Annotated in this window: 25 protein-coding genes and 1 riboswitch; of the genes, 9 read left to right on the top strand and 16 right to left on the bottom strand. The window is 62.5% G+C overall.

All coding sequences use genetic code 11. The annotated features are described in order from the left end of the window. From AC097L_RS21440 to AC097L_RS21480, 9 genes are all read right to left on the bottom strand, one after another. On the bottom strand, positions 1-222 hold a 222-nt coding region (locus AC097L_RS21440; RefSeq protein WP_479586330.1), incomplete at its 3' end, for an alcohol dehydrogenase catalytic domain-containing protein. Positions 223-553: 331 nt separating this feature from the next. Further along, positions 554-1,696 (bottom strand): molecular chaperone DnaJ, encoded by a 1,143-nt coding sequence (gene dnaJ / locus AC097L_RS21445; RefSeq protein WP_479588752.1) that lies wholly within the window; start codon positions 1,694-1,696, stop codon positions 554-556. 132 nt (positions 1,697-1,828) lie between these two features. After that, a complete protein-coding gene (gene dnaK, locus AC097L_RS21450) occupies positions 1,829-3,769 on the bottom strand; it encodes a molecular chaperone DnaK (RefSeq protein ID WP_479588753.1) in 1,941 nt (646 codons plus the stop codon). 120 nt (positions 3,770-3,889) lie between these two features. Continuing rightward, on the bottom strand, positions 3,890-4,438 hold the full coding sequence (gene grpE / locus AC097L_RS21455; protein WP_479588754.1) for a nucleotide exchange factor GrpE: 549 nt from the start codon (positions 4,436-4,438) through the stop codon (positions 3,890-3,892). 123 nt (positions 4,439-4,561) lie between these two features. Further along, positions 4,562-4,921, bottom strand: coding sequence for an FKBP-type peptidyl-prolyl cis-trans isomerase (locus AC097L_RS21460; protein ID WP_479588755.1), 360 nt, complete (start codon positions 4,919-4,921; stop codon positions 4,562-4,564). 161 nt (positions 4,922-5,082) lie between these two features. Further along, complete coding sequence (locus AC097L_RS21465) at positions 5,083-6,261, bottom strand: fumarylacetoacetate hydrolase family protein (RefSeq protein ID WP_479588756.1); 1,179 nt, start codon at positions 6,259-6,261, stop codon at positions 5,083-5,085. Between the two features lie 7 nt (positions 6,262-6,268). After that, positions 6,269-7,030 (bottom strand): SDR family NAD(P)-dependent oxidoreductase, encoded by a 762-nt coding sequence (locus tag AC097L_RS21470; protein WP_479588757.1) that lies wholly within the window; start codon positions 7,028-7,030, stop codon positions 6,269-6,271. A 9-nt stretch (positions 7,031-7,039) separates the two neighbouring features. Beyond that, positions 7,040-8,011, bottom strand: coding sequence for an ABC transporter substrate-binding protein (locus tag AC097L_RS21475; RefSeq protein WP_479588758.1), 972 nt, complete (start codon positions 8,009-8,011; stop codon positions 7,040-7,042). Between the two features lie 37 nt (positions 8,012-8,048). Beyond that, positions 8,049-8,855 (bottom strand): ABC transporter permease, encoded by an 807-nt coding sequence (locus tag AC097L_RS21480; RefSeq protein WP_479588759.1) that lies wholly within the window; start codon positions 8,853-8,855, stop codon positions 8,049-8,051. Positions 8,856-8,978: 123 nt separating this feature from the next. On the opposite strand from AC097L_RS21480, the gene AC097L_RS21485 reads away from it, so the two are divergent. The 5 genes from AC097L_RS21485 to AC097L_RS21505 are packed head-to-tail and all read left to right on the top strand — an operon-like array spanning position 8,979 to position 12,987. Further along, the gene (locus AC097L_RS21485; protein ID WP_479588760.1) at positions 8,979-9,776 is read left to right on the top strand and encodes an IclR family transcriptional regulator; all 798 of its coding nucleotides are present in this window, start codon (positions 8,979-8,981) and stop codon (positions 9,774-9,776) included. 29 nt (positions 9,777-9,805) lie between these two features. Then, on the top strand, positions 9,806-10,609 hold the full coding sequence (locus AC097L_RS21490) for an ABC transporter ATP-binding protein (RefSeq protein ID WP_479588761.1): 804 nt from the start codon (positions 9,806-9,808) through the stop codon (positions 10,607-10,609). After that, positions 10,606-11,400 (top strand): hypothetical protein, encoded by a 795-nt coding sequence (locus AC097L_RS21495; RefSeq protein ID WP_479588762.1) that lies wholly within the window; start codon positions 10,606-10,608, stop codon positions 11,398-11,400. The genes AC097L_RS21490 and AC097L_RS21495 overlap by 4 nt, the downstream gene beginning before the upstream one ends. 10 nt (positions 11,401-11,410) lie before the next feature. Beyond that, positions 11,411-12,304: a fumarylacetoacetate hydrolase family protein gene (locus AC097L_RS21500; RefSeq protein ID WP_479588763.1), complete on the top strand. Its 894-nt coding sequence runs from the start codon at positions 11,411-11,413 to the stop codon at positions 12,302-12,304. Then, positions 12,301-12,987 carry a hypothetical protein gene (locus tag AC097L_RS21505; protein ID WP_479588764.1) on the top strand — a complete coding sequence of 229 codons (687 nt, stop codon included), beginning with the start codon at positions 12,301-12,303 and terminating at the stop codon, positions 12,985-12,987. Before AC097L_RS21500 ends, AC097L_RS21505 begins: the two co-directional genes overlap by 4 nt. A gap of 3 nt (positions 12,988-12,990) precedes the next feature. Here AC097L_RS21505 and AC097L_RS21510 read toward each other — a convergent pair whose 3' ends face one another. From AC097L_RS21510 to AC097L_RS21535, 6 genes are all read right to left on the bottom strand, one after another. Continuing rightward, complete coding sequence (locus AC097L_RS21510; RefSeq protein WP_479588765.1) at positions 12,991-13,938, bottom strand: cation diffusion facilitator family transporter; 948 nt, start codon at positions 13,936-13,938, stop codon at positions 12,991-12,993. A gap of 25 nt (positions 13,939-13,963) precedes the next feature. Beyond that, positions 13,964-14,539 carry a TMEM165/GDT1 family protein gene (locus tag AC097L_RS21515; RefSeq protein ID WP_479588766.1) on the bottom strand — a complete coding sequence of 192 codons (576 nt, stop codon included), beginning with the start codon at positions 14,537-14,539 and terminating at the stop codon, positions 13,964-13,966. Between the two features lie 59 nt (positions 14,540-14,598). Next, positions 14,599-14,739: riboswitch (yybP-ykoY riboswitch) on the bottom strand. A gap of 29 nt (positions 14,740-14,768) precedes the next feature. Beyond that, a complete protein-coding gene (locus AC097L_RS21520; protein ID WP_479588818.1) occupies positions 14,769-15,560 on the bottom strand; it encodes an MBL fold metallo-hydrolase in 792 nt (263 codons plus the stop codon). Further along, a complete protein-coding gene (gene bamC / locus AC097L_RS21525) occupies positions 15,557-16,636 on the bottom strand; it encodes an outer membrane protein assembly factor BamC (RefSeq protein WP_479588819.1) in 1,080 nt (359 codons plus the stop codon). Before bamC ends, AC097L_RS21520 begins: the two co-directional genes overlap by 4 nt. 42 nt (positions 16,637-16,678) lie before the next feature. Beyond that, positions 16,679-17,560, bottom strand: a complete 882-nt coding sequence (gene dapA / locus AC097L_RS21530; RefSeq protein ID WP_479588767.1) for a 4-hydroxy-tetrahydrodipicolinate synthase — start codon at positions 17,558-17,560, stop codon at positions 16,679-16,681. 258 nt (positions 17,561-17,818) lie between these two features. After that, positions 17,819-19,042, bottom strand: a complete 1,224-nt coding sequence (locus AC097L_RS21535) for an MFS transporter (protein WP_479588768.1) — start codon at positions 19,040-19,042, stop codon at positions 17,819-17,821. A gap of 76 nt (positions 19,043-19,118) precedes the next feature. Between AC097L_RS21535 and AC097L_RS21540 the strand changes: the two genes are divergently transcribed. The 4 genes from AC097L_RS21540 to AC097L_RS21555 all read left to right on the top strand — a co-directional run bounded on the left by AC097L_RS21540 (position 19,119) and on the right by AC097L_RS21555 (position 26,237). Further along, complete coding sequence (locus AC097L_RS21540) at positions 19,119-21,107, top strand: DNA topoisomerase IV subunit B (protein WP_479588769.1); 1,989 nt, start codon at positions 19,119-19,121, stop codon at positions 21,105-21,107. Between the two features lie 61 nt (positions 21,108-21,168). Next, complete coding sequence (locus tag AC097L_RS21545; RefSeq protein ID WP_479588770.1) at positions 21,169-21,891, top strand: lytic transglycosylase domain-containing protein; 723 nt, start codon at positions 21,169-21,171, stop codon at positions 21,889-21,891. A 60-nt stretch (positions 21,892-21,951) separates the two neighbouring features. Next, entirely contained in the window at positions 21,952-24,363 is a 2,412-nt protein-coding gene (gene parC, locus AC097L_RS21550) for a DNA topoisomerase IV subunit A (protein WP_479588771.1), read from the top strand. A 92-nt stretch (positions 24,364-24,455) separates the two neighbouring features. Then, the gene (locus AC097L_RS21555) at positions 24,456-26,237 is read left to right on the top strand and encodes a methyl-accepting chemotaxis protein (RefSeq protein ID WP_479588772.1); all 1,782 of its coding nucleotides are present in this window, start codon (positions 24,456-24,458) and stop codon (positions 26,235-26,237) included. A gap of 132 nt (positions 26,238-26,369) precedes the next feature. On the opposite strand, the gene AC097L_RS21560 is transcribed toward AC097L_RS21555, so the two are convergent. Then, positions 26,370-26,828: a RidA family protein gene (locus AC097L_RS21560; RefSeq protein WP_479588773.1), complete on the bottom strand. Its 459-nt coding sequence runs from the start codon at positions 26,826-26,828 to the stop codon at positions 26,370-26,372. Between the last annotated feature and the right edge of the window lie 5 nt (positions 26,829-26,833).

Consider the following 26,833-nt stretch of genomic DNA (forward strand, 5'->3'; position numbering starts at 1 on the left):
ACCGGGGCCGACATCGACCACGATGCCTGCGCCTTCGTGGCCGAGGATGGCGGGGAAGATGCCTTCGGGGTCGGCACCGCTGAGGGTGTAGTAGTCGGTGTGGCAGATGCCGGTGGCCTTGATTTCGACCAGCACTTCGCCGAACTTGGGGCCTTCCAGGTCCACGGTTTCGATGGTCAGGGGGGCGCCTGCTTTCCAGGCGACGGCGGCTTTGGTTTTCATGGCAATGTCCTTGCTGCTGGCAAAGCTTGAACTATAAGCGGACAGCACCAATTCCCATCAGTTTGCAGTGCGATTTTTATAATAAAAGTGCCTCTGGCGTAGGTGCTGCATACGTGCGTAGCTATCAACACTATAGCGAGCATGGCTTTAGCCCGGTCATGAAAAAGCCCCAAGGAACAAACACCAAGGGGCTTTGAATCAAACCAGGGCAAGCGTAGCAAAGCCCCTACCAGAACAGCGCGGAACTGGCTCCGCCAGGCCGCTGCTGTTGCCCCCTGCAAGGGGGTTGGCGAAAGACGCGAAGCGCTGCAGCCTGGGGGTGTTCAACACCCTATGCGAAGAACTTCTTCAGCTTGTCCGTCCAGCTGTCACCGGTGGGCGAATGCTTACCGCCCCCCTTTTTGAAAGAGTCTTCCAGCTCGCGCATCAGCTTGCGCTGGTGTTCGGTGAGCTTGACCGGGGTTTCCACCGTGATGTGGCAGTACAGGTCGCCAGGCGAGCTGTCGCGCACGCCCTTGATACCCTTGCCGCGCAGGCGGAACTGCTTGCCCGCTTGCGTGCCTTCGGGGATGTCGATGGCAGCTTTACCCGCCAGGGTGGGCACTTCGATCTCTCCGCCCAGGGCGGCGGTGATAAAGCTCACCGGTACCGAGCAATGCAGGTCGCCGCCGTCGCGCTCGAAAATGTCGTGCTTCTTGGTGCGAATCTCGATGTACAGATCCCCCGAGGGGCCACCGTTCGAGCCCGGCTCGCCATTGCCCACGCTGCGGATGCGCATGCCGTCGTCGATACCGGCGGGGATTTTGACTTCCAGCGTTTTTTGCTTTTTGACCTTGCCCTGGCCGCTGCAGACGGTGCAGGGGTCGGGAATGACCTTGCCCGTGCCACGGCAGGTGGGGCAGGTTTGCTGCACGCTGAAGAAGCCCTGGCGCATCTGCACCGTGCCCTGGCCCGCGCAGGTGCCGCAGGTTTTGGCCTGGGTGCCAGGTTTGGCACCGCTGCCGTGGCAGGTGTCGCAGGCTTCCCAGGTGGGGATACGGATCTGCGCTTCCTTGCCACGTGCGGCTTCTTCCAGCGTGACTTCCATGGCGTAGCTGAGGTCGGCGCCGCGGAACACCTGGCGACCGCCACCGGCGCGACCACCGCGGCTTTGGCCGAACATGTCGCCAAAAATATCGCCAAAGGCCTCGGCAAAGCCACCGCCCGCAAAGCCTTCGGCCCCCGGGCCGCCACGCATGTTCGGGTCGACACCGGCAAAGCCATGCTGGTCGTAGGCGGCACGCTTTTGCGCATCGCTCAGCATTTCGTAGGCTTCCTTGATTTCCTTGAACTTGTCTTCGGCACCCTTGGCCGAATCCCCCTGGTTGCGGTCAGGGTGGTGCTTCATCGCCAGCTTGCGATAGGCCTTCTTGATTTCTTCCTCGGAGGCGTTCTTGGGAACGCCGAGGGCTTCGTAATAATCTCGTTTGCTCATGCTGCAATCACTTTCTCACTACGGCGATCGGGGTGGGGCCGGATAGCCCGTTACGCAAAAAGCCGCGCCGGAAGTCCTGTGAAGGACCAGCCGGGCGCGGCGCGGGTTTTTGATCAGCCTACGGCTAACCAGTTAGCCCTTCTTGACTTCTTTCACTTCGGCGTCGACCACGTTGTCGTCAGCGGCTTTGGCAGCTTCGGCTTGTGGCTCTGCGCCACCGGCTGCTGCTGCATCAGCGGCCTGCTTGGCTTGCATGTCGGCGTACATCTTCTCGCCCAGCTTCTGGCTGACAGTCATCAGGGCTGTGTTCTTCTCGTCGATGGCGGCTTTGTCCTCGCCCTTCAACGCTTCTTCCAGGGCCTTGATGGCGGCTTCAATGCTTTCCTTCTCGGCGGCTTCGATCTTGTCGCCGTACTCGGTCAGGCTCTTCTTGACGCTGTGCACGCTGGCTTCGCCCTGGTTACGGGCTTGCACCAGTTCCAGCTTCTTTTTGTCGTCGGCGGCGTTCAGCTCGGCATCTTTCACCATTTGCTGGATTTCGGCTTCCGACAGACCGGAGTTGGCCTTGATGGTGACCTTGTTTTCCTTGCCGGTGCCCTTGTCTTTCGCGCCGACGTGCAAGATGCCGTTGGCGTCGATGTCGAACGACACTTCGATCTGCGGCGTACCACGCGCTGCCGGTGGGATGCCTTCCAGGTTGAACTCACCCAGCAGCTTGTTGACGTTGGCGATCTCGCGCTCGCCCTGGAACACCTTGATGGTTACGGCGGGCTGGTTGTCGTCGGCGGTAGAGAAGGTCTGCGCAAACTTGGTCGGGATGGTCGTGTTCTTGACGATCATCTTGGTCATCACGCCGCCCAGGGTTTCAATACCCAGCGACAACGGGGTCACGTCCAGCAGCAGCACGTCCTTGCGGTCGCCGCTCAACACCTGGCCCTGGATGGCTGCGCCCACGGCCACGGCTTCGTCAGGGTTCACGTCCTTGCGGGGTTCCTTGCCAAAGAATTCCTTCACCTTTTCTTGCACCTTGGGCATGCGGGTCATGCCGCCGACCAAAATCACGTCATGGATGTCGGCCACGCTCACACCCGCATCCTTGATGGCGGTGCGGCAGGGGGCGATGGTGCGCTCAATCAGTTCTTCGACCAGGGCTTCGAGCTTGGAGCGGCTGAGCTTGATGTTCAGGTGCTTGGGGCCGGAGGCATCTGCCGTGACGTAGGGCAGGTTGATGTCGGTGGATGCGCTGTTGGACAGCTCGATCTTGGCCTTTTCAGCGGCTTCCTTCAGGCGCTGAAGGGCCAGCACGTCTTTCGACAGATCGACGCCGGATTCTTTCTTGAACTCGGCAATGATGAAGTCGATGATGCGCTGGTCAAAGTCTTCGCCGCCCAGGAAGGTGTCGCCATTGGTGGACAGCACTTCGAATTGCTTTTCGCCATCGACATCGGCGATTTCGATGATGGACACGTCGAACGTACCGCCGCCCAGGTCATACACCGCAATCTTGCGGTCGCCTTTTTCGTGCTTGTCCAGGCCAAAAGCCAAAGCAGCTGCGGTAGGCTCATTGATGATGCGCTTCACGTCCAAGCCAGCAATGCGGCCTGCGTCCTTGGTGGCTTGGCGCTGTGCGTCGTTGAAGTACGCGGGCACGGTGATCACGGCTTCAGTGACGGCTTCGCCCAGGTAGTCTTCGGCGGTCTTCTTCATCTTGCGCAGAATGTCGGCGCTGACCTGCTGGGCCGAAATCTTGTTGCCGCGCACTTCCACCCAGGCATCGCCGTTGTCGGCCGCCACGATGGAGTAAGGCATCAGGTCGATGTCTTTCTGGACTTCTTTTTCAGAAAACTTGCGACCGATCAAACGCTTGACGGCGTACAGTGTGTTCTTGGGGTTGGTGACCGCCTGGCGCTTGGCGGACGCGCCCACCAGCACTTCGCCGTCTTCCTGGTACGCGACGATGGACGGGGTGGTGCGTGCACCTTCGGCGTTTTCGATCACGCGGGGCACATTGCCTTCCATGACGGAAACGCAGCTGTTGGTGGTGCCCAAGTCAATGCCAATAATTCTTCCCATGATTTCGTCCTTAGATTTGTGTAAGTGTTGCGGGCTTCAAGCAAAGCCCTGATGCGTTCAAGGTGCGGATTACTTTCGCCACTTCAAGAGTGGGGAGATTGAAATCCCTGCGCTTTTTATTTATTTAGGAGCGGTAACCGTGACCAGGGCCGGGCGCAGCACGCGCTCCGAGATCAAATAGCCCTTTTGCAGCACGCTGACCACGGTGTTGGCTTCCTGCTCGGCAGGCACCACGCTGATGGCCTGGTGCTGGTGCGGGTCGAACTTGGTTCCCGCGGCGGGGGCGATCTCAATCACCTTGTTGCGTTCTAGCGCGCTTTTGAGCTGGCGCAGGGTGGCTTCGGCGCCTTCGCGGATCTGCGCGGGCGTGCCGTCCTTGATGGCCAGACCGGCTTCCAGGCTGTCGGCCACGGGCAGCAGGCTTTCGGCAAAGCTTTCCAGGCTGAACTTGCGGGCCTTGGCGATATCGTCTTCGGCGCGGCGGCGGGCGTTTTCGGCATCGGCCTTGGCGCGCAGAAACTGGTCGGCCAGATCGGCGCTTTTGGCTTTCAGGGCAGCCAGTTCGGCCTGGGCCATGGCCAGCGCTTCCACGTCGCTGGTTGCTTGCTCATCGGCAGGGGCCATGCCGTCCAGGGGCTGGTGGTCGGGATTGGTGTTGTTTTCAGACATGTTCTGGAGGGTGAATGGAGTGAACCAGTTACGCAAACTTGTGCCGCCCAGGCCTTTTGCAAGGGGGCGGCGTCGAAAAAATGGGTTGGCGCGGCGGGACCACAGGCCCCGCCCAGGGAAGTTTCAGCCCTTGATGGCCAGCAGTTCCACGTCGAATTTCAGCGTGGCATTCGGTGGAATCGCGCCGCCCGCACCGCGTGCGCCGTAGCCCAGGGCGGCGGGGATGACCAGGGTGCGGGCACCACCGACTTGCATGCCGGCCACGCCTTCGTCCCAGCCCTTGATGACCATGCCTGCGCCCAGCGAGAACACGAAGGGGTCTTTGCGGTCCTTGCTGGAGTCGAACTTGGCACCTTGCACGCCGTCGTTGTAGAGCCAGCCGGTGTAGTGCACGGTAACGCTCTTGCCCTTGGTGGCGACATCGCCCGAGCCCTGGATGGTGTCTTCAAACTGCAGGCCGGAGGCGGTGGTGGTGAAAGCCATGTGTGTTCCTTGGAATGGTTGCTGAAACTACGCATACCCCCAGGCTACAGCGCAAGTGCTTTGCGTTTAGGCTGATGCAGGGGCAGTATGTAGTTACTGCTATTTAAAATATAGCTACTGGCGCAATAAGAATCTGCACCAGAGCCCTAAAAGACCCTGAATTATGCCAGCAGCCCGCGCCGCGCCAGATCGGCCATCAAAGCGCCCATGCCATAGGTCCACGGCGGCACCTGGTCGCAAGTGTTGACACGATTGACCAATTGGCCAAGCTGCGCCGTGCCGACGGTCACCACATCACCCACCGTGTGGGTGAATCCCTGGCTCGCGCTGTGGCGGTCTTGGGTGGGGGCAAACATGGTGCCCAGAAAAAGCATCAGCCCGTCGGGGTACTGGTGGTTGGGGCCGATAGCCTGGGCCACCAGATCCAGCGGGTCGCGGCTGATTTTGGACAGGCTGCTGCTGCCATGCATCACAAAGCCGTCGTCTTGCCCCGTAACCTGCATCGCCAGATCGCAGCGGCGTACGTCGTCAATGCCGAAATGCGCATCGAACAGGCGAATGAACGGCCCGATGGCGCAAGACGCGTTGTTGTCCTTGGCCTTGCCCAGCAACAGGGCGCTGCGGCCCTCGAAGTCGCGCAGATTTACATCGTTGCCCAGGGCTGCGCCCACGGTTTCGCCCCGGCTGTTGACGGCAAGCACCACCTCGGGCTCGGGGTTGTTCCAGCTGCTGCCAGGGTGGATGCCTACCTCGGCACCCGTACCCACGGCGCTCAGCGGCTGTGATTTGGTGAAGATTTCGGCATCCGGGCCGATGCCTACTTCCAGGTACTGCGACCACATGCCCTGCGCCAGCAGCACCTCTTTGAGCTGGGCGGCGGCGGGCGAGCCGGGCTGGATGTTGCTGAGGTTGTCACCAATTACCGCCACCACGGCTGCGCGCACAGCCACGGCCTTGCTGGCATCGCCCCGGGCTTGTTCTTCGATCACCCGCTCCAGCATGCTGGCCACAAAGGTCACACCTGCGGCCTTTAGCGCCTGCAGGTCGCAGGGTGCCAGCAGCCAGGGTAGGGCGGGGTCGCGGGCGTCAAAGGCCGAATTCGCCAGTACCGCGGCGGTATCGGCGATGCGTGCGCCGGGCTGGGCGCGCACCTGGGCGGCGGCATCGGGCAGGTTCAGCAATTGGCTGGCGGTGGCGGCCAGGTGTTCCATGCTGATAATGCCGTCGGACTGTACGCGGACTAACACCGGACCGGTGCCTTCGATCCAGATGCGGCCGATGAGCACGGCCTGGGCGTGGTCGGCGGGCAGGGTGCTGGTCAGTGTGAGGTGCTGCTGCATGAAAGTCCTAATACGTAGCGCGGCCGCCTGAAAGATCGAACACCGCGCCGGTGGCAAAGGCGCACTCGGCGGAGCACAGCCAGGCCACCTGGTCGGCGACTTCTTCAGACGTCAAAAAGCGCTGCATGGGGATGCGCGCCAGGATGGATTGGCGGCGCTCGTCGGTCAGGGCATCGGCCATGGCCGTCATCACAGCGGCGGGCGTGATGGCGTTGACCAGCACGCCCTCGGTGGCCAGCTCCTTGCCCAGGGTTTTGGTAAGGGCGATCATCCCGGCTTTGGAGGCGGCGTAGGCGGCGGCCTGAGGCATGCCTTCCTTACCCTGGATGCTGGACACATTCACGATGCGGCCGCGCCAGTCGGATGCCGGGTTCTTCAAGATCCACGGGATGACGGCGTGGCAGCACAGAAAGCTGCCGACCAGGTTTACATCTAGCACCCGGCGAAATTGTGCTGGGCTGTGCTCCCAGGTGTTGGCAACCGGGCCGAGGATGCCGGCGTTGTTGACCAACGTGTCGATATGGCCAAAACGCTTTGCGGTGGCTGCAGCGGCGGCCTGTACTGAGTCTTCGCTGGTCACATCGACCTGTTGGGCCACGACCCTGCTGCCCAACCGGTCGGCCAGGGATTGCGCTCCCGCCGTGTTGGCATCCCACAGGGCGATGCTGGCACCTGCGCCCCACAGACGTTCGGCCATGGCCAGGCCCAGGCCGCCGCTGCCGCCAGTGACGACGGCGACGCGGCCCTTGAAATCATAGGCAAGCGGCATGGCCATGGCTTATTTGCCCACCAATTGGTTGGTGTAGAAGGCAGTGGCGGGCAAGTCGGTCTTCAGTTCCTGGTAGTCCTGCGCCATCTTCAGGGTGCGGGCCCAGTCGTCTGGGTTCATCCAGCCGATGGGCTGGGTTTCGCCACCCGCGGCGCGCTGCAGGGCCAGGCCGGCTTTGAGCTGCTTCAGGGCCAGGTCTTTGTCCAGGTCGGGCTTGATCTTGGCGATGGCGGCGATGGCTTCTTCGGGATTCTTGCTTGCGTAGGCAATCGACTTCTGTGTGGCACGGATGAACTTTTGCACCAACGCTGGGTTGGACTTGATGGTGTCGCTATGGGCCACGGCGACCAGCCCCAGCGTGTTGGCGCCGATATCGGCATAGCCCAGGGTGGTCACCGGCAGGCCGCGCTGGGCCAGGATCAGTGACTGGTTTTCCAGCCCACCCAGCATGGCATCGACTTTTTTCTCCAGCATGGCGACCAGCTTGCCGCTGCCGTCTACGCGCACAAACTTCACCTTGGAGATGTCGATCGGGTTGGCGCTGGCAAGCGACGGAAAGATGGTCAGTGCAGCTTCGCCGGTGGTGGCGGCAATGGTTTTGCCTTCCAGGTCCTTCACCGATTTGATGCCCGCATCGGCCCGCGCGATCACGGCGAACGGGGTCTTGTTCATGATGCCCATCACCGCTTGCACCGGCGCGCCCTTGCTGGCGCCGCCAATCACGCTGCCGCCGTCGCTCAGGCCAAAAGTGTCTGACTTGCTGCCCACAATCTGGATCGCACGGCCTGAGCCTTGGCCTTCGCCAATGGTCAGATCAATGCCTTCTTCTTTGTAAAAGCCCTTGTCCACTCCAAGCTGAAAGAACGAGTGGAAGCCATACAGCAGCCAGTTCAGCCGCAACGAGGCTTTTTCTTGCGCCATGGCCTGGGCGCTGAGGCACAGGGCGATGGCCAGGGCGGCAGTTTTGAGGATTAATTTCATGCGGGTCTCCGGTGGGTTTTTGGGTAAGGAAAGGCGGTCAATGGGCACTGCCGGCGGCGGATATGCCTTGGGGTTCGCGGCGAGAGATATGCCAGGGGATGGCGATCATTTCAACCAGCTCCACGATGCCGTACAGCGCCAGGCCCAATACGCTGAGCACGATGATGGTGGCAAAGGTCATGGTGGTGTCCAGCGAGCCGTTGTACTCCAGCAGCAAAAAGCCCAGGCCTTTGTCAGAGGCTACAAACTCGGCCACCACGGCGGCGGTGGATGACAAGGCGGCGGCCACCTTGAAGCCGGTGAACATGGTGGGCAGCGCGTGTGGGATCTGGATCTTGAAGAAGGTGCGTAGACGCGAGGCTCCGGTGGACTTGGCCAGGTCCATGATGTCTGCGTCCACCGAGCGGAACGCGGTGATGGCCGACACCACCACCGGGAAAAACGATAGCAGGAACACCAGCAGCACCTTGGGCATCAGCCCAAAACCAAACCAGATGATGAACAGCGGTGCCACCGCGATCTTGGGGATGATCTGGAAGAACACCAGCAGCGGGTACAGCGTGCGCTCCAGGGTGCGCGAGAAGGCGATACCCAGCGCAATCAGTACCCCCAGCACCACGGCCAACCCATAGCCCAGCAGCATGGGCTGCAAGGTGTACATGCTGGCCTCGGCCAGGCGCGGGAATTTGGCGACCAGGCTGACCAGGATCAGGCTGGGCGCGGGCAGGATGTACGGCTTGATGCCGGTCACCATGCAGAAGATCTGCCAGGCCAGCAAAAAGCCCCCAAAAGTCAGCGCCAGGCGCACAGCCTGCTGGTAACGCCCAAACATTCGCAAATGCATCTTGTCTCCGTCTCTTTGTAGATGGGCAGCGGCTGCCACCCGGTTTTATTTCCCCTGCCGTGTTTGACAGTGGGCTGCGTTTTTGTTAATGTAACTACATTCCACTAAAAATACAATTCCAAAATGAGACTCGTCAAAGGTTTACTCGATCGCTGCCTGGAGGCACTGGAGCTGCTGGCCAGCCAGCCCGAATGGATGCGTTTGTCTGACATTGCTCTGCGCCTGGACCTGCAAAACGGCCCGGCACACCGGCTGCTGGCCAACCTGGTAGAGCAGGGCTGGGTGGAGCAGGAGCCGGTGACCGAGCGCTACCGGCTCACGCTCAAACTGTCTTTGCTGGGCCAGCAGTACCTGTATGGGACCGGTTTGCCGGGCCTGGTGCAGCCGGTGCTGGACGCGGTGGCCAAGCAGTGCAAGGAACTGGTGCGGCTGACCGTGGTGGATGGCGAGCGCCTGCGCTGGTTTGCATCGTCCCAGGGCGCAACGCCGGGGCTGATGTACCAGCCGTCCATGACGGGCGCGATCATCCTGCACGCCACCGCCAACGGCAAAGCCTGGCTGGCCAGCCAGACCGACGAGCAGGCCTTGCACTGCGCCATGCGTGGCGGGTTTGCCCAGGACCAGACGGTGGTGCCGGTGGCCGGGCCGCGGGCGCTGCGCACCGTGGCCGCTTTGCTGGACGAGTTGCAAGCCACCCGCCAGCGCAATTTTGGTCTGGCGGTGGAAGAGGCTGAACCCGGAGTTAGCGCGGTGGCCGTGGTGGTGCGCAATGCCAGCGACCAGGTCGTAGGCACCATGAGCATCGCCGGGCCGTGCCTGCGTTTGACACCCGACCGCTACGCCGAGTGCCACGCCCAGTTGGCACAGGCCGCCAGCACATTGAAGATGGTCTGGCCGCGCAGCGAACCGCTGCCCGTCTGATGGAAAAAATGAATAACAAGGAGACAAGCATGCTGGGAATTGATATCCAAGGGGTCACCAAGCGCTACCAGCGCGGTGGCAAGGAAACCACGGCGCTGCAAAGCATCGACCTGCAGGTTGAACAGGGTGAATTCATTGCCGTGGTGGGGCCGTCGGGCTGCGGCAAATCCACCCTGATGCGGCTGGTGGCCGGGCTGCACGGTGTCAGCAGTGGCAGCATTGCGGTCAATGGAAAGCCAGTGAACGGGCCGGTCAGCGATGTCGGCATCGTCTTCCAAAGCCCGGTGCTGCTGGAATGGCGCAACACGCTGGACAACGTGTTGTTCCAGGCCGATATGCGTGGCTACAACGTGGCCGACTACAAAGAGCGCGCCATGCAATTGCTGCACCAGGTGGGCCTGCAGGATTTTGCCGACCGCTACCCGCACGAGCTGTCTGGCGGCATGCGCCAGCGCGCCTCGATTGCACGGGCCTTGCTGCACAACCCCCCGCTGCTGTTGATGGACGAGCCCTTCGGTGCACTGGATGCGCTGACCCGCGAACAGGTACGCTTGGACCTGGAAAAGCTTTGGATCAGCACCAAGAAAACCGTGCTCTTCATCACCCACAGCGTAGACGAAGCCGTACTGCTGGCCGACCGTGTGTTGGTGATGTCGGCCCGCCCCGGCAAGATCGACCGCGAGCTGAAAATCGACTTGCCGCGCCTGCGGGGCCTGGAAGCCCGGCGGGACCAGCGCTTCTTTGATGCCTGCGACGAGATCAACGAAATCTTCTTCAGCAAGGGCGTGCTTTCGCGCGAGGTGGTGGCCGAGGTCAAAGCGCACGCAGCATGAGCCCGGAATTTAAAGAAAATAGGGCTCTAGCGCAGGAGAAATCTACGCTAGCAGCTACGGAAATAATAGCAAGACGGCGCACCGGGCGGGTGGGCGCGCGCCTGCCCGAGGCCTGCCGCCCAGCCGATGCCGAGCAGGGCTGGCAGGTCCAGCAGCAGGTCACCCTGGGCCTGAACCAGGCGGTGGCGGGCTGGAAATGCGCGCTGCCCACGACCGGCAAGCTGATCGCCGCGCCGATCTACGCCGATGCCGTGTACACCGCACCCCAGGTGCGGCTGCCAGCCCGGCAGGGCGCCGCCGCTGAGGGCTATTTCGAGCCAGAAATCGGCTATGTGTTGGCCCACGGTCTGCCGGCCCGGCCCCAGCCCTACACGCCACAAGAGGTGGATGCCGCTGTGCTGCACGCCCGCTGCGCGCTGGAAATCATTGGCAGCCGCTATGCCATCGATGCAGAGGTGCCATTCCCCGAACAGTTGGCCGATGGTTTGCTGAATTCCGGTCTGGTGCTGGGCCCGGTGCTGGACGACAGCCATTGGGCGGAATTTGCGCTGACGGTGGATGTGCAGGATGCGATCTCCGCCAATTACACCGCCCGCCACCCCGACACCCACCCGCGCGCCGGCCTGTACTGGCTAGCCAATTTCCTGCGCGAGCGCGGCCTGGGCTTGCAAGCCGGGCAGACCGTGATCACCGGCTCGCTGGCCGGGGTGCTGCGCTGGCCCGCGGGCAAGGCGATTGCTCTGCGCTACGGCGAGCGGGCTGATTTTGATTTTTCTTTCGATTACCTATAAGGAGGCATGTATGCGATTGGTACGTTATGGCGCGGTAGGCGCCGAGAAACCGGGTTTGCTCGACAGCCAGGGCGGCATCCGCGACCTGTCGGGCCTGGTGCCTGATATTGCCGGCAATGTGCTCAGCCCTGAAGGCCTGGACCGGTTGCGGGCGGTTGATCCCCAATCCCTGCCGCTGGTGCCCGCAGGTGTGCGCCTGGGGGCCTGCGTGGGCCAGGTGCAAAACATCGTCTGCATCGGCCTGAACTATTCCGACCATGCGGCCGAGACCAACGCCACCATCCCCAGCCAACCCATTGTGTTCAACAAACACACCAGCAGCCTCAGCGGGCCGAACGACGATGTACTGCGCGCACCCGGCTCGGTGAAGATGGATTGGGAGGTGGAGTTGGGCATCGTCATCGGCCAGCCAACCTGGAACGTCAGCCAGGCCGATGCCTTGCACCATGTAGCCGGCTACTGCCTGGTCAACGACATGTCCGAGCGCGCCTACCAGATCGAGTTCGAAGGCCAGTGGACCAAGGGCAAGAGCTACCCCACGCATTGCCCCATCGGCCCCTGGCTGCTAACCCGCGACGAGATGCCGGACGTGCAGAACCTGGATATGTGGCTGGACGTGAACGGCAAGCGCCGCCAGACCGGCAACACCCGCACCATGATCTTCGGCGTGGACGTGATCGTCAGCTACCTGAGCCGCTTCATGGCCCTGCTGCCGGGCGACGTGATTCCCACCGGCACACCACCCGGCGTCGGCCTGGGCCAGAAGCCACCAGTATTTCTGCAAAACGGAGATGTAATGACTCTGGGTATTGCCGGCCTGGGCGAGCAGCGCCAGGTAGTGGTGCCGTTCTCGGACGCGTTTGGCGAAGCTTGGGCCGCACGCGTCCGCAGAGGTGCGCCGTGAGCCTAGCTGGGCTGGGTGCTGTCGCCATCTGGCACGACCTGCTGCCCGAAGCCAAGGCCAACTTCTACGAATGGCATAACCGCGAACATATGCCCGAGCGCGCGGGCATCCCCGGCTTTTTGCGCGGCCGCCGCTACATCGCGCTGCAAGGCGGGCCGGAATACTTCAACCTGTACGAGGCGCAAAGCCCCGAGGTGGTTGGTGGCCAGGACTACCTGAACCGGCTGAACAGCCCCACGCCATGGACCAAGGCCTCGGTACAGGCATTTCGCAATGTGTCGCGTTCTATTTGCCGGGTGGACTACACCGGTGGCGTAGGCCAGGGCGGCGTGATCGCCACGCTGCGCTTCGATGTACCCGAAGTATTGCGTGCTGCAGTGGCCCGGCAGCTGCGCCAACAGGTGCTGCCTGCGCTGTGCGAGGCGCCCGGCATGGTGGGAGCCCATCTGTGCCTGGCCGATGTAGAAGGCAGCCAGGTACAAACCGCCGAGAAACAAGCCCGCGCCGACACCACCCTGGTGCCCACCTGGGTGGTACTGGCGGAGGGCGTCCACGCCGCCGCGCTGGATGCCGTGCTGCCGGGCGTGCAGGCTGTGCTGGCGCAGGCCGGTGCGGGGGAGGTCGCAGCATCGGTGTACCAACTGGAGTACACGCGTTGCAAAACGCCGTGGTCTGCGGGTTAAGTGCTAGGTTTTGGCCGCCGGGTGGTCCCCGTCGGGCCGGTTGGCCGGGTCGATGTGGGTCATCAGGTTCAGCACCGCGTGCTGCTGAAGCACTCGGCGGCGGGCTTCCACGGCGATGCCGTGGCCGGCTTCGACGGTGATGTCGGCGGCCACCACGATGTGTGCGTCGGCCACCAGCATGTCGCCCATGCGGCGGGTTTTCAGTTCGTGCACGCCCAGCACGCCGGGGGTCTGGGCGATGGTGTGCTGGATGGCCTCTACCTCTTGCGTGTCGGCACCCCGGTCCATCAGGTCGTTCAGCGCATCCCAGCCAAACGACCAACCCATCTTGCCCACCATCAAGCCCACGACCAATGCCGCTATCGGGTCCAGCAATGGGTAGCCCAGCAGGTTGCCACCGATACCGCAGGCCACCACCAGGGACGAGGCCGCGTCCGAGCGGGCGTGCCAGGCGTTGGCCACCAGCATGCCCGACTTGACGGCCGTGGCCACCCGCAGCATGTAGCGGAACAGGCACTCCTTGGCCACCAGCGCGGCCAGTGCTACCCACAGCGCCGACAGGTGCACGCTGGGGATAGTGCTGGGCTGTTCCAGCTTGAGCACCGCCGTCCACACCATGCCCAGGCCCACCGCCAGCAGCAGCAAACCCAGTACCAGCGAGGCCCCGGTTTCAAAGCGCTGGTGGCCGTAAGGGTGCTCGGTATCGGCATCCTTGCGGCTGTGGTGGTTGGCCAGTAAGACGGCAAAGTCGGCTACCAGGTCGGACAGGGAATGCACGCCATCGGCGATCAGTCCCTGCGATTTGGCGAAGATGCCTACCAGGATCTGCACCGTGCTCAGGGTGATGTTGACGGCCACGCTGATCCAGGTGCTTCTGGACGCGGCAGCGGCTTTCAGGGCCATTTGCTGGGTGCTGTCGTGTTCGTCTTCTGTTGGGAATGGGTTCAGCATGCGTGCTCCTGAATATGTAGCTGTATTACAAGCCTACACCAGCACCAACACCCATCAAAGTCAAGATGCCCATGACCAGAAAAATAGCGGCGGCAATGCGGTGCACGATCTTGGTGGGCATACGCTCGGCGATTTTGTTGCCCAGTAGCACGGCCGGCACGTTGGCCAGCATCATGCCCAGCGTAGTGCCCGTTACCACGGCCACGAAATTGTGGTATTTGGCGGCCAAGGCAATGGTGGCAAACTGGGTTTTGTCGCCCATTTCGGCCAGGAAGAAAGCGATCAGCGTGGTGCCGAATACGCCAAAGCGGGCCAGCTTGGCATCTTCTTCTTCAAACTTGTCGGGCACCAGCGTCCAGCCAGCCATGCCGATGAAGGAAATGCCCAACACCCAGCGCAGGGTTTCGGGCCCGACCAAGGAGGTCACCCAGGAGCCGACGGCACCCGCAAAGGCGTGGTTGGCGATGGTGGATACCAAGATGGCCGCAATGATGGGCCAGGGCTTTTTGAATTTGGCCGCCAGAATGAAGGCGAGGAGTTGGGTTTTGTCGCCGATTTCCGCAAGAGCGACGATGCCTGTGGAGATGAGAAATGCTTCCATGGGTATTTTTTCCTTAGCCGGATCTAAGACGAATGACCACATCCCCTCCCGGCTGAACCGAGGTGACATGGTCAAAGGTCTTGCTAAGAATCTGCCTAAAACTGGTTTAGGCATCAACCGCTTGCACCATAGCCGAACGGCTAAGTATGTTGACGCAAGCCCCACATAAGAGTGGGCGGCTACTCCCCAATGAACCCCATTATTTTACCCGACGGAACAGGGTAATTCCTTATACGGTGACCCAATCGCAGCCAAGAGCCGCCTGTGCCACGCCCAGTGTGACGTCGGCGCAACCTTTGGCCGCTGCCAGCGCTGCCAGCGCCAGCTCGGGTCGGTTGTTTTGCTCGCTCAAATGCGCGGCCATGATGCGGCGCAGACCGCCCACGGCCAGGGCCTGGGCAATCTCGGCGGCGGCATCATTGGCCAGGTGGCCGTACATGCCGCCCACGCGCTGCTTTAGAAACGGCGGGTAGCGCGACGCGGCCAGCAGGTCCGGATCGTGGTTGCATTCCAGCAGCAGGGCCTGGCAGCCCATCAGCTGATCCAGCACGTGCGGCGTGGCGTGGCCCAGGTCAGTCAGGATGCCCAGGTGCGCATCGCCCTGGCTGCAGCGCAGTTGCAACGGCTCACGGGCATCGTGGGGCACGGTGAAAGGCATGAGCTGCAGGTTGCCCAAGTCGATGGTTTCGGTGTCACGGGCGATACGCAGCAGGCCGTCCAGGTCGGGCAACTCCGGAAGGGCGATGGCCGCATGGGTGCCGTGGCTCATCCACACCGGGATGCGGTGGCGCACAGCCCATTGCGGCGCGCAGCCGACATGGTCGCCGTGCTCGTGGGTGATGAAGATTGCGTCGATCTGCCCGGCCTGTAGGCCCGCCAGCGCCAGCCGCTGGTCGAGTTGCTTTTGGCCAAAGCCGCAATCCACCAACAGGCGGGTGGTGTGGGCCCCGTGGCAGGCTTCGACAATGGTGCCGTTGCCAGCGCTGCCACTGCCCAGGCTTTTGAAGCGTAAGGTGCTTATTTCAGGTCGTCCGCAATGATCTGGACGATCTTCTTGGCGTTGTCAGACACTTCGGGTGCGCCCGCCGCGTTCAGCACCGAGACGGTGGTGGTCGAGCCTTCGGTGACCACCGCGATACGGTACTGCAGCGGTGGCGTGGTGTTGTCTTTGCTGAACAGCTTGGTGAAGAAGCCAGGCTGGATTTTGGTGGCGTTGGGCGCTACGTAGCGCACAAAGTAGGTGCCTTTGCTGCGGTCGCGGTCTTCCACGGTGAAGCCGGTGCGGTCCAGCGTCAGGCCGACGCGGCGCCAGGCGCGGTCAAAACCATCGTCCAATTGCACTACGGGTTGGTTGTTGACCGTAGCGATGCGGGCATTGGCCTTGGCGGCTTCGGGTGCCAGGGCGGTTTTGACTTGCTCGTCATTGGCACCCAGTTTCAGCATCAGGCGGCGCAGGAATTCAACTTCCAGCTCGGGATCGGTGGGGCGCGGTTGCCAGATGGTCTGGTCTTTCGCCTGGCTAGTGTAGACCTCGACCATGCCACGGTGGCTGATGTAGATCTCGGTGCCGCCGGTGGCGGTGCGCTCCAGGCGGGTGCGGTATTTGTCGCGTTCGCCGGTCGAGTACAGGGATTCAAAAACCTTGCCAATGGTGCTGCGGATGATGTCCTGCGGCAGCTTGGCGCGGTTTTCGGCCCAGTCGGTTTCCATGATGCCCAGGCCGGGGTTGTCTTCGGTCAGCAGGAAGCCGTTTTGCTGCCAGAAGTCGCGCACCGGGCCCCACAGCTTGTCGGCCGGGCGGTTGATCACCAGCCAGCGCTGCGATCCTGCGCGTTCAATGCGGATATCGCCCAACGAGGTGGCGGCGGTGGGGGCCGCAGCAGCGACTTGGCCGACTTTGTAGTTGCTGGCGGTGATGGCTGCACCCGGCACCACGTAGCGGGAGTCGCGCGTGAGCTGTGACAGGTCGGGCGGCACGTCTAGCGCCGGGCCTACCGTGCCCGCGCTCTTGTAGTCAATCTTGTCGCCCTGCAGCACCGAGCAGGCACCCAGCGCCAATGTCAGGCCCACTAGTCCTACATTCAATCCAGCTTTCAATCCAGTTTTGGCAATATGGTTCACGTATCGTTCCTAAAAGGTTTACAGCAAGCCGCCGCTGCGCAGCGCGTCTTTGACGGTGGTGTGGAAAGAGTCCGACAGGGGGGTCATGGGTAGGCGCAGCGTGGGGCCGCACAGGCCCAGCTCGGCCATGACCCATTTCACGGGAATCGGGTTGGCTTCGACAAACAGGTTTTTGTGCACCGGCATAAGCTGGCGTTGGATTTCCATGGCGCGGCGGGCATCGCCTGCCATGGCTGCCACGCAGAGTTCGTGCATCAGGCGCGGGGCCACGTTGGCCGTTACGCTGATGTTGCCCTGGCCGCCACACAGCATCAAAGCTACGGCGGTCGGGTCGTCGCCCGAGTAGACGGCAAAGCCTTTGGGTACGTCGCGGATCAGCCACTGGGCGCGTTCGATGTTGCCGGTGGCTTCCTTGATACCGATGATGCCCGGCACCTGGGCCAGGCGCAGCACAGTGTCGTGCAGCATATCGGCGACCGAGCGGCCGGGCACGTTGTACAGCACCATGGGCAAATCCACCGCTTCGGCGATGGCCTTGAAGTGCTGGTATTGGCCTTCTTGGGTGGGTTTGTTGTAGTAGGGCACAACCTGCAGATGGCAGTCGGCACCCACTTTTTTGGCAAAGCGGGTGAGCTCGATGGCCTCCGCAGTGGAATTGGCACCGCAGCCCGCCATGATCGGCACCCGGCCCTTGGCCTGCTCGACCGACACGCGGAGGATCTCGCAGTGCTCTTCCACGGTGACCGTGGGCGACTCGCCGGTGGTACCGACCACACCAATGCAGTCCGTCCCCTCTGCAATATGCCAGTCGATCAGTGTGCGCAGGGTGGGGTAGTCCACGCTGCCGTCTTCAAGCATCGGGGTCACCAGTGCCACGATGCTGCCAGTAATGGGTGTCATGTCCGCAGTCTCAAACGGGAAAATCGCCATTCTAACGAGGGCGTGTAACGCGAATTTTGCGCTGGAAAAAACGCTTTGCTATGTTTTAAATAGCGAATGGCGTAGGTGTTATATGCGCTAGAGGCCAATTTCATTCAAAAACAGGCCCAGAGCTGGTCGGCCAGGGTGACCAGGAACTCGGGCTGGGTGTACAGCGCGAACACCCCCGCCAGCGCTGCCAAGGCGGCACCCCACCATGCCCATGTTTTTGCCATGGCTTCAGGCCCTCTGCGCCAGCACGCCCGCGCGGCGGATGGGCGCTTCTTTGACCGGCAGGTTCACCAGGCCTGCAAACACCCCCAGGGCGATGGCGATGTACCAGACCAGGTCGTAGTTGCCGTTGCGGTCGTACAGAACGCCGCCCAGCCACACGCCCAGAAAAGAGCCGATCTGGTGGCTTAAAAATACAAAGCCGCTCAGCATGGACATGTGCTGGATACCAAAAATCTGCGCCAGCGCCGCATTGGTGGGCGGCACGGTAGACAGCCACAGCACCCCCATCACCGCTGCAAAAATGTAGACGCTGGTGGGCGACAGCGGGGCCAGCAAGAAGATGCTAATGGTCACAGCCCGTGCAAAGTAAATGAAAGACAAGATAGTCTTTTTCTGCATGCGCTGCCCCAGCGTGCCCGCTGCGTAGGTGCCAAACACATTGAACAGACCGATCAGCGCCAACGCATAGCTGGCCACCTGGGGCGACAAGCCCTTGTCGCGCAAATAGCTGGGCATGTGCACGCCAATGAACACCACCTGGAAGCCGCACACAAAATAGCCCGCCATCAGTAATTGGAAGCTGGGGTATTGGAAGGCCTCTTTGAGCGCCTGCCCAATGGTTTGTTCCCGCTGCACCGCCTGGGCACCGGCAAAACCTGGCTCGCGCAGGCCCCAGGACAGCGGAATGATCAGGCAGGCCGCGCCCCCCAGCACCACCAGCGCCTGTTGCCAGCCCAGGTGGCTGATCAGCAGCCCTTCGGTCGGTACCATCAGAAACTGGCCAAACGAGCCCGCAGCCGCCGCAATTCCCATGGCCCACGAGCGCTTGTTGGCCGCCACATTGCGCCCGATGACGCCGTAAATCACCGCATAGGTGGTGCCTGCTTGGGCAATGCCTATCAACACCCCGGCGCTCAGCGTAAACAGCAGCGGCGTGGGCGCGTGCGCCATGCCGATCAGCCCCAGCGCATAACACAGCGCGCCCACCACAATTACCTTCACCGCCCCCAGCTTGTCGGCCAGCATGCCCGCAAACACGCCACTGACACCCCAGGTCAGGTTCTGGATGGCGATGGCAAAAGCAAAGGTTTCGCGGGTCCAGCCCTGGGCTTGTGTGATGGGCTGCAGCCACAGGCCAAAGCCGTGGCGGATGCCCATGGACAGGGTAACGATGGCACCGCCACAGATGAGGAGTTGGGTGAGAGAAAGAGGGGCTTTGGAACTTTGCATGGCTTTACTTTAACTAAATCGGCGTGTAGGACTTTGAATGCTGTGATTGCATCCAGTGCTCTACAATTCAAAAAATATGGCCACCCAAAACCCCGCTACCCCTGTCGCTACTCCCGTCTATTCCGAAAGCTCGATCCGCGTCCTCAAGGGCCTGGAGCCCGTCAAGCAGCGTCCGGGCATGTACACCCGTACCGACAACCCCCTGCACGTCATCCAGGAAGTGTTGGACAACGCGGCCGACGAGGCGCTGGCGGGCCATGGCAAAAAGATCCGCGTCACACTGTTTGCCGACGGCTCGGTCGGCATCGACGACGATGGCCGCGGCATCCCGTTTGGCATGCACCCGGAAGAAAACGCACCGGTGATCGAGCTGGTGTTCACCCGCCTGCACGCGGGCGGCAAGTTTGACAAGGGCAAAGGCGGGGCCTACAGCTTCTCGGGCGGCCTGCATGGCGTGGGGGTCAGCGTGACCAACGCGCTGGCGCTGCGGCTGGAAGCCACTTCCTACCGCGAAGGCTCGGTGGCCAACCTGGTGTTTGCCGCCGGTGACGTGGTCCAGCCCTTGCAAATCCGCAAGGCCGAGGCGGGCGACCGAAAATCCGGCACCAGTGTGCGCGTCTGGCCGGATCCCAAATACTTTGAATCCTCGGTCCTGCCCATGGCCGAGCTGACCCATTTGCTGCGCAGCAAAGCCGTGCTCATGCCCGGTGTCACGGTCACCCTGACCATCGAGAAAACCAAGGACGTGCAGACCTGGGCCTACAAGGGCGGCCTGCGCGACTACCTGACGCAAACCCTCAACGGCGAGCCGGTGATTCCGCTGTTCGAAGGCGAAGGTTTTGCCGACGGCGGCCACGACACTTTTGCCGAAGGCGAGGGCGCGCAGTGGTGCGTGGCCTTTACCGAAGACGGCGCGCCCATGCGCGAAAGCTACGTCAACCTGATCCCCACCAGCGTGGGCGGCACCCACGAATCCGGCCTGCGCGACGGCTTGTTCACCGCAGTCAAAAGCTTCATTGAGCTGCATTCCCTGCTGCCCAAGGGCGTGAAGCTGCTGCCAGAAGACGTGTTTGCCCGCGCCAGCTTTGTGCTCAGCGCCAAGGTGCTGGACCCGCAGTTCCAGGGCCAGATCAAGGAGCGGCTGAATTCACGCGACGCGGTGCGCCTGGTGTCCAGCTTTGTGCGGCCTGCCCTGGAGCTGTGGCTGAACCAGCACGTGGACTACGGCAAAAAACTGGCCGAACTGGCCATCAAGGCCGCCCAGTACCGCCAAAAAGCCGGGCAAAAAGTGGAAAAGCGCAAGGGCTCCGGCGTGGCCGTGCTGCCCGGCAAGCTGACCGACTGCGAAAGCAAAGATTTGGCGCAAAACGAGGTGTTTCTGGTCGAGGGCGATTCGGCCGGTGGCAGCGCCAAGATGGGTCGCGACAAGGCCAGCCAGGCTATCTTGCCCCTGCGCGGCAAGGTGCTCAACACCTGGGAGGTGGAGCGCGACCGGCTGTTTGCCAACACCGAAATCCACGACATCTCGGTGGCCATCGGCGTGGACCCGCACGGCCCCAATGACACGCCCGATTTAAGCGGCCTGCGCTACGGCAAGATCTGCATCCTCAGCGATGCGGATGTGGACGGCTCGCACATCCAGGTACTGCTGTTGACCCTGTTTTTCCGCCACTTTCCCAAACTGATCGAAACCGGCCATGTATTCGTCGCCCGCCCGCCGCTGTACCGGGTGGATGCGCCCGCCCGTGGCAAAAAACCCGCCAGCAAAGCCTATGCGCTGGACGAAGGCGAACGCAGCGCCATCCTGGACAAGCTGCGCAAGGAAGGTGTGCGCGAAGGGGCCTGGAGCATTAGCCGCTTCAAAGGCCTGGGCGAGATGAATGCCGAGCAACTGTGGGACACCACCCTCAACCCCGACACCCGCCGCCTCTTGCCGGTGCAGCTGGGCAGTGTTAACTTCGCCCAGACCGAAAGCCTGATCACCAAGCTGATGGGCAAAGGCGAAGCCGCCTCCCGCCGGGAGCTGATGGAGCTGCACGGCGACACCGTGGAACTCGATGTCTAATGAATTTATGAACAAAATAAGCCTCTGGCGCAGATTCTGTATAGGCATTGCGCTATCAATAATGCAGCATGTCGCTCTGGCCGACGTGTGGGGCTACATCGACCCGCAGGGCGTGGCGCACTTTGCCACCGAGCGCACGGACGAGCGTTACGAGCTGTTCTACAAGGGCGACGAAAGCTTTGACACCACCCTGGGGCTGAAGGCGGCCAGCACCGACCGGCCCGTGGATGTACCCACCGCGCCGCCCAAACTGCTGGCTTTTTTTGACATTTCACCCAGCTACAAGCTGGTCAAACACCATCTGCGTGAGGCTTCCACCAAACTTAGCGTGGACTATGAATTGCTGCAGGCGCTGATCGTGGCCGAGTCGGGCTTCAACAGCACCGCCGTGTCGCCCAAGGGTGCCGTCGGCCTGATGCAGATCATGCCGGCCACGGCCGAGCGCTATGGGCTGGTGGGCGATGCCAAACTCAGCATCGAGCAAAAGCTGTTCGACCCCAAAACCAATATCCGCATCGGCACGCGCTACCTCAGCGACCTGATCCGCATGTTCCCAGGCCAGTTGGACCTGGCTGTGGCCTCGTACAACGCAGGCGAGGGCGCAGTGCAAAAGGCGGGCAACCGCATTCCCAATTACAAAGAAACCCAGGCTTACGTGAAAACCGTGCTCCAGCTCTACAACGGCCTGAAGCCACCCGCCGCTGTGGCCGAGCAGCGCCGCCTGCCTTCGCGTATCCGCATGGAGCTCTCTGGCGGTGCCGTAGGGCGGGGCAATTTGCCTTGATCGTTTGGGTTTTTGCGACCCACCGGGTCGCTGTCTTTTCTTTCTCCATTTCCACTCTCCATGACCGACCAACCCGAACTGGACCTGCCCGAAGATCCGCCCTTGCTGCCGCCGGACGCCACCCCTGAGCCCGCCATCGACGACGACGGCCTGAGTCTGGCCAGCTACGCGCAGCGCGCTTACCTGGAATATGCCCTGAGCGTGGTCAAGGGCCGCGCCATTCCCGACGTGACCGATGGCCAGAAGCCGGTGCAGCGGCGCATTTTGTATTCCATGTCGCGCATGGGCTTGGGCTTTGGCGGGGCCAATGGGGCTACCGGGGCCAAGCCGGTCAAATGCGCCCGCGTGGTCGGCGATGTGCTGGGCCGCTTCCACCCGCACGGCGACCAGGCCGCCTACGACGCACTGGTGCGCATGGCGCAAGACTTCAGCCAGCGCTACCCGCTGATCGACGGCCAGGGCAACTTCGGCAGCCGCGACGGCGACGGCGCAGCGGCCATGCGCTACACCGAGGCGCGGCTGGCCCGTATCACCAGCCTGTTGCTGGACGAAATTGACGAAGGCACGGTGGACTTTGTGCCCAACTACGACGGCTCTACCCAGGAGCCGCAGCAGCTGCCCGCCCGCCTGCCATTCAACCTGCTCAACGGTGCCAGCGGCATCGCCGTGGGCCTGGCCACCGAAATCCCCAGCCATAACCTGCGCGAGATTGCCGATGCCTGCGTGGCGCTGATCAAAACCCCGCAGCTTAGCGAAGAAGAGCTGTTCACCCTGGTGCCCGGCCCGGATTACCCCGGCGGCGGCCAGATCATCAGCAGCAGCACCGACATTGCCGATGCCTACCGCACCGGCCGTGGCTCGCTCAAGGTTCGGGCGCGCTGGAAGATCGAAGAGCTGGCACGCGGCCAGTGGCAGCTGGTGGTGGGCGAACTACCGCCCGGTGTCAGCACCCAGCGCGTGCTGGAAGAGATCGAAGAACTCACCAACCCGCGCATCAAGGCCGGTAAAAAGACCCTGAGCCTGGAGCAGACCCAGCTCAAAGCCTCGGTGCTGTCGGTACTGGACGTGGTGCGCGACGAATCCAACAAAGACGCGGCCGTGCGCCTGGTTTTCGAGCCCAAAACCAGCCGCATCGAACAGCAGGAGCTGATCACCGCGCTGCTGGCCCATACCAGCCTGGAAACCTCTTCGCCGATCAACCTGACCATGATCGGGCTGGACGGGCGGCCGATGCAGAAATCGCTACGCCAGATGCTGCAGGAGTGGATTGCCTTTCGCCAAACCACGCTGCAGCGCCGCAGCCAGCACCGGCTGGACAAGGTGCTGGAGCGCATCCACATCCTGGAGGGGCGGCAAATTGTGCTGCTCAATATCGACGAGGTGATCGCCATCATCCGCCAGGCTGACGAGCCCAAGGCGGCGTTGATTGCGCGCTTTGCTTTGAGCGACCGCCAGGCCGAAGACATCCTGGAAATCCGCCTGCGCCAACTGGCCCGGCTGGAAGCCATCAAGATCGAGCAAGAGCTGAAAACCTTGCGCGACGAGCAGGCCAAGCTGGAAGAGCTGCTGGCCAACCCCGCCGTGTTGCGCCGTTTGATGGTCAAAGAAATCGAAGCCGACGCGAAGATTTTTGCCGACCCGCGCCGTACCCTGATCCAGGCGGAGAAGCGCGCCGTGGTGGAAGTCAAGGTGGTGGATGAGCCTGTAACGGTGGTGGTTTCGCAAAAAGGCTGGGTGCGCGCGCAAAAGGGCTGGGCCAAAGACCCGAACGGCCAGCCCGAATACAGCTTCAAATCCGGCGACGCGCTGTACGGCACGTTTGAATGCCGCTCTGTCGATACCTTGCTGGTGTTCGGTACCGCCAAAGACAAGGTGGGCCGGGTCTACACCGTGCCCGTGGCCGCGCTGCCCGGTGCGCGCGGCGACGGCCAGCCCGTCACCACGCTGATCGAACTGGAAAGTGGCACCCAGGTGGCGCACTACTTTGCCGGGCCGGGCAGCGCCACGCTGCTGCTGTCCAGCTCGGGCGGTTACGGCTTTTTGGCCACCGTGGACGACATGCAGGCCCGCAACAAGAGCGGCAAGGCCTTCATCACCGTGGGCGAGGGCGAGGCGGTGAACCCGCCGTCGCACGCCAGCGGCGGCAGTGGCAGCCAGCCGGTGGTGCCTGCCACCCATGTAGCTTGTGCCTCCACGGGCGGGCGGATTTTGACCTTTGAGATCGCCGATTTGAAGCTGCAGCCCAAGGGCGGGCGCGGCCTGATGCTGATTGCGCTGGAAGACACCGATAGCCTGGCGGGGGCCGCAGCCTATACCCGCAGCATCCGCATCGACGGCATGGGGCGCGGTGCCAAGCCACGCTCTGAAACGCTGGAAATCCGCAGTTTGAACAACGCGCGGGCCGTGCGCGGGCGCAAGGGCAAGCTGGCCGATCTGGGCTTTAAACCGAGCAACGTGGTGCGGGTGGAATAAGAGCGCCATGTAAGGGTGTTCAAACGGTTTCCTGGGGGTGAACCCTGTCACAATTTATGAAGTGGAAAAATCCCGCACAACCAGGAAACAGAATGAACTTCAGCAATTTGCGCGTCGCGGCAAAACTCTGGGTGGCCGTAGGCACGATTGTGGTCGCACTGCTGGTATTGGCCGGGGTCACGGGTTACCGCGTGGTGGCATTGCAGGTCCAAACCCAGGCCGCCCAACTGGCCAAAGACCAGCGCGTGATCCAGTCCATCCGCTGGGCGGGTCTGACCAGTCTGAATGCGGCGCGCGCCGAGGCCGCTTTGCTGAGCTCTGACCCAGCGGTGGCGGCGGCTTTCAAAGAACCCACTACGGCCACCAGTGCCCAGATCACCGAGATCCAAAAGAGTTTCTCCACGATGGATTTGAGCCCGGCGGACAAAGCCCAGCTCGACACCATCGCCAGCGCTCGCAACAAGGTGCTGGACATCCGTGGGCGGGCGCAGCAACTGAAAAAAGACGGTAAAACCGACGAGGCCCTGGCACTGCTGCAAGGCGAAGTCAAGGCGGCTGTCAGCAGCTATTTGGCCGACCAGCGCAAGTTTGTCGAAATGCAGGAGCAGGCGCTGGCGCAGACCGGAGCCGATGCCAGCGCCGAGCGCGCGCTGCTGTTCAATATTATCTGCACCTCGTTGGCGGTGCTGGTGCTGGGCATGCTGGCCGGGGCGTTTTGGCTGATCCGCAGCATCCAGCAGCCGCTGGGCCAGGCCAACCAGGCGGCAGCCCGCATCGCCGAGGGAGACCTCAGCGTGTCACTGGATTCGGCGCGCAAAGACGAGTTTGGCGATTTGCTGCGCTCGCTGAGCGCCATGGGCTTGTCGCTGGGCCGCATGGTTCATCAGGTGCGCCAAAGCACCGACAGCATTGCCACCGCCAGCTCCGAGATCGCCAGCGGCAACAACGACCTGGCGGCCCGCACCGAGCAGACCGCCAGCAACCTGCAGCAAACCGCGGCTTCCATGGACCACCTGACCCAGACCGTGCGCCAGAGTGCCGACAACGCCAACCAGGCCAGCTCCCTGGCGGCCAGCGCATCCAGCGTGGCGCAAAAGGGCGGCGAAGTGGTCAAACAGGTGGTGGTGACGATGGAAGAGATCAACGCCAGCAGCAAGAAGATTTCTGACATCATCGGCGTGATCGACGGCATTGCTTTCCAGACCAACATTCTGGCGCTGAATGCGGCCGTTGAAGCCGCCCGCGCGGGTGAGCAGGGCCGGGGTTTTGCGGTAGTGGCCAGTGAAGTGCGCAGCCTGGCCCAGCGCAGCGCACAGGCTGCCAAGGAGATCAAGGGCCTGATCGGCACCTCGGTAGAGAAAGTTGAGTCTGGTGCGCGGCTGGTAGCCGAAGCGGGCAGCACCATGAGCGACATCGTGCAGTCGGTGAAACGCGTGACCGATATCGTCGGTGAGATCACCGCAGCGGCCACCGAGCAGAGCACCGGCATCAACGAAATCAACCGTGCGGTGGTGAATCTGGACCAGATGACCCAGCAGAACTCGGCCCTGGTCGAGGAAAGCGCCGCTGCCGCCACCAGCATGCGCGAGCAGGCTGGGCAATTGGCCACCGCGGTGGCGGTGTTCAAGGTGAACCCTTCGCTGCATGCGGTGCGGTCGGCGGCCTATAACCCGGATACCCCGGCTCCCGTGCTGCGCACCCCGTTGGCTGCGCCCGCAGTACGGGCACCTGCGGCCAAGCCGCAAAACAAGCCGGTGGCTGCTCCGGTACGGAAGGTGGCTCCTGTTGTGCGCTTGGCCCGCCCCTTGGCGGCTCCCAAGGCCAAACCCGCTGCCGCACCCAAGGGTGGCGAGGGCGACTGGGAAAGCTTTTAAAAGAGAGCTAACCCGACTTCAGCCGGAACGCATCCATTCAAGAAACACCGCAGAACTTGCTTTGCCGGGCCACTGGCATCGCCCCTTTGCCAAAGGGGTTGGCGAAAGATGCGAAGCACTGCAGCCTGGGGGTTAGCCGATTTCAGCGATCAGCTCAATCTCGACGCAGGCACCCATCGGGATCTGCGCCACGCCGAAGGCGCTACGGGCGTGGGCACCAATGACCGGGCCAAACACCGCGCCCATCAGCTCGCTGGCACCGTTGGTGACCAGGTGCTGTTCGGTGAAGTCGGGGGTGGAGTTGACCAGCGACATCAGCTTGACAATGCGGGTCACCTTGTTCAGGTCGCCCACGGCAGCGTGCAGCGTGCCCAGCAGGTCGATGGCGATGGCCCGCGCGGCATCCTTGCCCTCGGCGGTGGCGATGTTTTTGCCCAATTGACCCACCCAGACCGCACCGTCTTTCTTGGCAATGTGGCCGCTCAAGAACACCAGTTTGCCGGTTTGCACAAACGGTACGTAGGCGGCCGCCGGAATGGCGACGGGGGGCAGGGTGATGTTGAGTTCTTGCAACTTGGCGTAGATATCCATGGAGG

Source organism: Rhodoferax sp. RT5P35, from assembly GCF_056521385.1.